The sequence below is a fragment of the Pseudomonas sp. CM27 genome, assembly GCF_013179515.1.
In the GTDB taxonomy this organism is placed as follows: Bacteria; Pseudomonadota; Gammaproteobacteria; order Pseudomonadales; family Pseudomonadaceae; genus Aquipseudomonas.
The window spans coordinates 1-1,488 of the sequence record NZ_JABMCN010000022.1; the positions used below are offsets into that span (position 1 = coordinate 1).

Genomic DNA, 1,488 nt, shown 5'->3' on the forward strand with positions numbered 1-1,488 from the left:
CAGCGAGAAGGTCAGCGAGATCAGGGTGAAGCCGATTTGCCGGGCACCCTTGAGCGCCGCCTGCAAAGGGGTCTCGCCCTCCTCGATGTGCCGGGAAATGTTCTCCAGCATGACGATGGCATCATCGACCACGAAACCGGTAGCGATGGTCAGGGCCATCAAGGTCAGGTTGTTCACCGAGAAGCCGGCCAGGTACATCACGCCGAAGGTGCCGATCAGCGACAGCGGCACGGCAATCGAGGGAATGAGGGTGGCGCTGAAGCGACGCAGGAAGACGAAGGTGACCATCACCACCAGCACGATGGCGATCAGCAACTCATGCTGCACGTCCTTGACCGCAGCGCGGATGGTCTGGGTACGGTCGGTGAGCACCGATACATCAAGGCCGGCCGGCAGGTTGTCGGTGATCGACGGCAGCAGCTCCTTGATGCGGTCGACCACCTCGATCACATTGGCGCCGGGCTGACGCTGGATATTCAGCAGCACTGCCTGGTTCTGGTTGGCCCAGGCTGCCAGACGCTCGTTTTCGGCGCCATCGACAATCTCAGCGACATCCTTGAGCCGTAGGGGCGCGCCATTGTTGTAGGCCAGGATCAGGTTGGCGTACTCCGCCGGGGTGCGCAGCTGGTCGTTGGCATCGAGCATCGACACCCGGGTCGGGCCGTCGAAGTTGCCCTTGGGCTGGTTGACGTTGGAAGCGCCGATAAGGGTCCGCACATCTTCCAGGTTCAGGCCATTGGCCGCCAACGCATCGACGTTGACCTTGATCCGCACCGCCTGACGCTGGCCGCCAGCAATGCTGACCATGCCCACACCACTGATTTGCGCGAGCTTCTGTGCCACGCGAGTGTCGACCAGGTCATTGAGCTTGGGCAGCGGCATGGTTTTGGACGAGATGGCCAGGGTCAGCACCGGGGTGTCGGCCGGGTTGACCTTGTTGTACACCGGTGGTGCCGGCAGGTCGCTGGGCAGGAGGTTGCTGGCGGCGTTGATCGCGGCCTGCACCTGTTGCTCGGCGACGTCCATGTTCATGTCGAGGTTGAAGCGCAGGGTCAGCACCGAAGCACCGCCGGAGCTGGTCGAGGCCATTTGCTCCAGGCCCGGCATCTGCCCGAACTGACGTTCCAGTGGCGCGGTTACCGCGCTGGTCATCACCTGCGGACTGGCGCCGGGGTACAGGGTCATGACCCGGATGGTCGGGTAATCCACCTGCGGCAACGCCGACACCGGCAGCAGCTTGTAGGCGATCAGGCCGGCCAGGACGATGGCCAGCATGCTCAGCGTGGTGGCGACCGGCCGCAGGATGAACAGGCGCGAGAGGTTCATGCGCCCGCCTTGCCTGCTGCTTTAACCGGCTGTTGCGGAAGCTGCGGCGCACCGCTTTGCGCCGAGCCTTTGGCGTCCTGGCCCTGCAGGTGCTGACCAGGCGTGGTCGGCACTTGCGAGCTGTCTTCGACCACCTCGACCTTGGTGCCTTCGCGCAGGCGA

1 protein-coding gene and 1 pseudogene are annotated in these 1,488 nt (G+C 64.0%); both read right to left on the minus strand.

The genetic code is table 11. From position 1 onward, the window contains the following. Window positions 1–1,326, minus strand: a 1,326-nt coding sequence (locus HP547_RS04700) for an efflux RND transporter permease subunit (protein ID WP_172285624.1), incomplete at its 3' end; no start/stop codon positions are given. Next, window positions 1,323–1,488, minus strand: a pseudogene (locus HP547_RS29500) (multidrug transporter subunit MdtA); the annotation flags it as partial. The gene HP547_RS04700 and the pseudogene HP547_RS29500, both read right to left, overlap by 4 nt.